Here is a 3749-nt window from a genome sequence, read left to right on the forward strand (position 1 = left end):
ACGGCTTCATCCAGCCTGGGGTCACTGCCCCGCTTGTATGCCCCGACACTGATCAGATCCTGGTTCTGGCGATACAGGCTGTAATACTGACGAAAGCGTTTGACCTGCTCCTGCTGCGCTTCATCGGTAATCGCGGTCATGGCGCGGGATACCGAGGCCTCAACATCGATCGCCGGATAGAGTCCGGACTCAGCCACCGCCCGAGACAACACCACATGCCCATCAAGTATAGCTCGGGCCGAGTCCGCCACCGGATCGGTCTGATCATCGCCTTCAACCAAGACGGTATAAAAGGCCGTGATGGAGCCTTCTCCCTGATCGCCGTTACCTGCCCGCTCCACCAATTGGGGCAGCTTGGCAAAGACCGACGGGGGGTAGCCCTTGGTTGCCGGCGGCTCACCAATGGACAGGGCCACTTCCCGCTGTGCCTGGGCAAAGCGGGTGAGGGAATCCATCAACAACAGGACCTTGCGACCACGATCCCGGAAATGCTCTGCAATCCGGGTCGACAGCCAGGCACCCTGCAGGCGCATCAATGGGGGATTGTCCGCCGGGGTCGCCACCACAACCGCTCGACGCATCCCTTCCTCGCCAAGGGTTTCCTGAACGAATTCATTAACTTCCCTGCCACGCTCGCCGATCAGGCCAACCACAATGACATCCGCTTCGGTGAATCGGGTCATCATGCCCAGCAACACACTCTTGCCCACGCCGCTGCCGGCAAACAGGCCCATGCGCTGGCCACGGCCCACCGTCAGCAGGGAATTGATGCTGCGGATCCCCACATCCAGGGGCTCATCAATGGGCTGTCTTGCCAGCGGGTTGATCATGCGGCCGGTCATGGAGACTTCTTCCGAGGTCTCCAGGGGGCCATTTCCATCCAGGGGACGACCGGTGCCATCGAGGACACGGCCCAGCAAGCCATCACCCACGGGGACCCGGGAGGTCTTGCCGGTGGGGATCACACGGGCATTGGGGACCAGTCCGGCCAGTTCTCCCGTGGGCATCAGAAAGACCGAGTCCTCGGAAAAACCGACCACTTCCGCATCAATGAAGCCACCGTCGGCGGTCTCCACCCGGCAATGGGATCCCACCGGGGCGCGACAGCCCACCGCCTCGATGGTCAGCCCCACAACACGACGCAGAACGCCTTCAACTAGGGGGTTCCAGTCCTGCCGAGTCAGCCGTTCACGGTAGTGCGCAAATCGCTCAAGCCACTGCTCGCGCCTTCGCAGTTGGATGGATTCAGTCGCTTCGGTCATCAGCTGACTCCCCGGCGTCATCGCCATCATCCTCGCCCGAGGACGACTGCATGTCGGGTTTCTCGGCCTGCTCCGGCTGCTCCTCGGTCATTTCGACCGAATCGAATTCCCCCATGTCGGGCAGTGTTCTTTCCTCTCCCAGCATCCCCGCCAGGACCCGCCCAACTTGCTGCTCCAGACGCAAATCCACGCGACTGTTTCGGTCGGACACAAGGCAACCACCACGGCTGATGCTCGGGTCCTCAACCAACTCCCAGCGGGAATCACCGCGACCACTGCCGATCAACTCCCGCAGCAGCCGGGCATCCTCGGGGTGGAGTTGTACCCGTACCTGCCTTTCGCTACTGGGCAGGGCCTGGACCGCTTCTCGAACCACGGCCACGATCTGACCGGGATCGGTCTTCAATTCCCTTCGGATAATCTGTCTGGCGATAAGGCAGGCAAGGTCTGAGAGCTCCTGCTCCACCTGTTCATCCACGGCCGCCAGTGGCTCCGCCAGGGCATCAAGCACCTTCTCCAGGTGATTAGCCTTGTCTCTGGCGGCCGAGCGACCAGCCTTCAGGCCTTCCTCGTGTCCTTTCTCCCAGGCTTCCTGATAAGCGGCCTCCTGAATGGATTCAATTTCGGCCGCAGTAACCGGCCCCGCGCTTTTTTCACTTCTGGATCTGCGAGCCTTGCCAGGCTTCTCGGGACGGCTCTGGGCACGGGCGGACTTGGTGGGTGCGGGTTTCGGCTCCCGCCGGGCACCAACGGTGGGCGCCTCCCAGCGGCGCCAGTCAGCCGGTCCATCCGGGGCCTCAGACATACTCATCCCCCTTGCCACCCAGACTGATGCGACCGGAATCGGCCAGGGCCCTGGCCGTCGCCAGAATCTCCTTCTGCGCCGACTCAACGTCACTCAGCTTGACCGGGCCCATGGCCTCAATATCTTCCTTGAGCATTTCAGCGGCACGCCGTGACATATTTCGGAAAATCTTGTCCTGCACATCCGGTGAAGCGCCCTTCATGGCGGTACTCAACTGATCGGAAGCCACCTCACGCAGCAACTGCTGCATACCCCGGTCGTCCACATCCACCAGATTATCGAAGACAAACATCAGTTCCTGAATCTTGTCGCCGAGCACTTCATCATGCTCGCGAACGATTTCCATGATTGCCTCTTCGTCGGAGCTATCCAGGAAATTGAGCATGTCGGCGGCCACCTTGGCACCACCGACTTCCGAGGACTTGATATTCGAGTTACCGGAAAACTGTTTTTCCATGATGTTGTCGAGCTCACGAATGGCCGAGGGCTGAATACCATCCAGGCTGGCAATCCGCATAATCACATCAGGACGAATGCGATCCGATAGCTGACCCAGGACTTCCGCCGCCTGGTCACTGTCGAGATGGGACAGCACAATCGCAATGATCTGGGGATGTTCAAGGCGAATAATCTCCGCCACCGCCCGGGCATCCATCCACTTGAGGGCATCCAATCCCTGAGTGCTGCCGCCCACGACAATTCGGTCCATCAGGCTATTGGCCTTGTCCTCGCCCAATGCATTGATCAGAGTCTTGCGCAGATACTCGTCCGCACCCACTCCGAGAGAGGTCTGCTCTCCGGCTTCACTGATGAAATCATCCAGAACGCCGCTGGCCTGTTCGGTGGTGATGTTGCTGAGGGAAGCCATCGCCGCCCCCACCTTCTGTACCTCGCGCGCATTCATATGCTTCATGACCTTGGCCGCCTCATCTTCGCCAAGACTCATGAGCAACACTGCTGCCCGCTCTGGTCCGTCCATTCTTCCCACCGCCATTGCTTCCACCCCTATTCCTTAACCCAGTTGCGCACAACCTGGGCCACCCGCTTGGGATCCTCTTCAACCAGGCCCTTGGCCGCCTTCACTTTCGCATCATAGTCTTCCGGCTTCGACAATTGGAATGGCGTTTCCGCTCCAGACTCCATGGCTCCCTGGCGGGCAGCGGGCGCTTGCGCAGGCGACTCAGGCCCGGGGCCGGCTGGCACCGGTTGCCGCTGCTGGCCGCGACCGGCAGCCAGGCTGCGAATCCCCGGCCGCAGCACCCCGAAAATCACCACCAGCACCAGCAGGGCGCCCACCAACTGACGCATGAGATCCCGGAACCAGCTTCGCTCCCAGAAGGACAGCGTCTCCGGCTCATCCACCTCCTGCTCGATGAAGGCCTGATTCACCACACTGACGGTGTCGCCACGCGCCTCGGTAAAACCGACCGCCTCTCGCACCAGATTCTCGATGCGGGCAAGCTCCTCCTCGCTCAGCGGCTCCTTCACCGGCTCGCCGGCGTCGTCCACGGCCTCACGCTCATCGACCACCACGGCCACGGACAAGCGCTGGATCGTACCCAGGGCCTGAACACTGTGTGAGACACTGCGATCCACCTCATAGTTGCGGATAATTCGGCGCGCCACCGGGGTGGGGATGCCGGCTTGTTCGGCTTCGACCTCGAGATCCTCCTCGTCGATCA

General features: G+C 61.2%; 4 protein-coding genes. All 4 read right to left on the minus strand.

All coding sequences use genetic code 11. The annotated features are described in order from the left end of the window. A partial coding sequence (fliI, locus tag ACJWXQ_RS04245) for a flagellar protein export ATPase FliI (RefSeq protein ID WP_406672232.1) occupies positions 1–1262 on the minus strand: 1262 nt, incomplete at its 3' end. Next, positions 1246–2067, minus strand: coding sequence for a flagellar assembly protein FliH (locus tag ACJWXQ_RS04250; protein WP_346049280.1), 822 nt, complete (start codon positions 2065–2067; stop codon positions 1246–1248). The genes fliI and ACJWXQ_RS04250, both read right to left, overlap by 17 nt. Next, a complete protein-coding gene (fliG, locus tag ACJWXQ_RS04255; RefSeq protein WP_406672234.1) occupies positions 2060–3046 on the minus strand; it encodes a flagellar motor switch protein FliG in 987 nt (328 codons plus the stop codon). Before fliG ends, ACJWXQ_RS04250 begins: the two co-directional genes overlap by 8 nt. Before the next feature lie 26 nt (positions 3047–3072). Next, a partial coding sequence (locus ACJWXQ_RS04260; protein WP_406672233.1) for a flagellar M-ring protein FliF C-terminal domain-containing protein occupies positions 3073–3749 on the minus strand: 677 nt, incomplete at its 5' end.

The sequence above is a fragment of the Natronospira sp. genome (assembly GCF_007134575.1).
In the GTDB taxonomy this organism is placed as follows: Bacteria; Pseudomonadota; Gammaproteobacteria; order Natronospirales; family Natronospiraceae; genus Natronospira; species Natronospira elongata.

Excerpts from the sequence above, each read along its gene's own strand:
- fliG (WP_406672234.1), bottom strand. The coding sequence starts at position 3,046 with ATGGACGGACCAGAGCGGGCAGCAGTGTTGCTCATGAGTCTTGGCGAA.
- ACJWXQ_RS04250 (WP_346049280.1), bottom strand. The coding sequence starts at position 2,067 with ATGTCTGAGGCCCCGGATGGACCGGCTGACTGGCGCCGCTGGGAGGCG.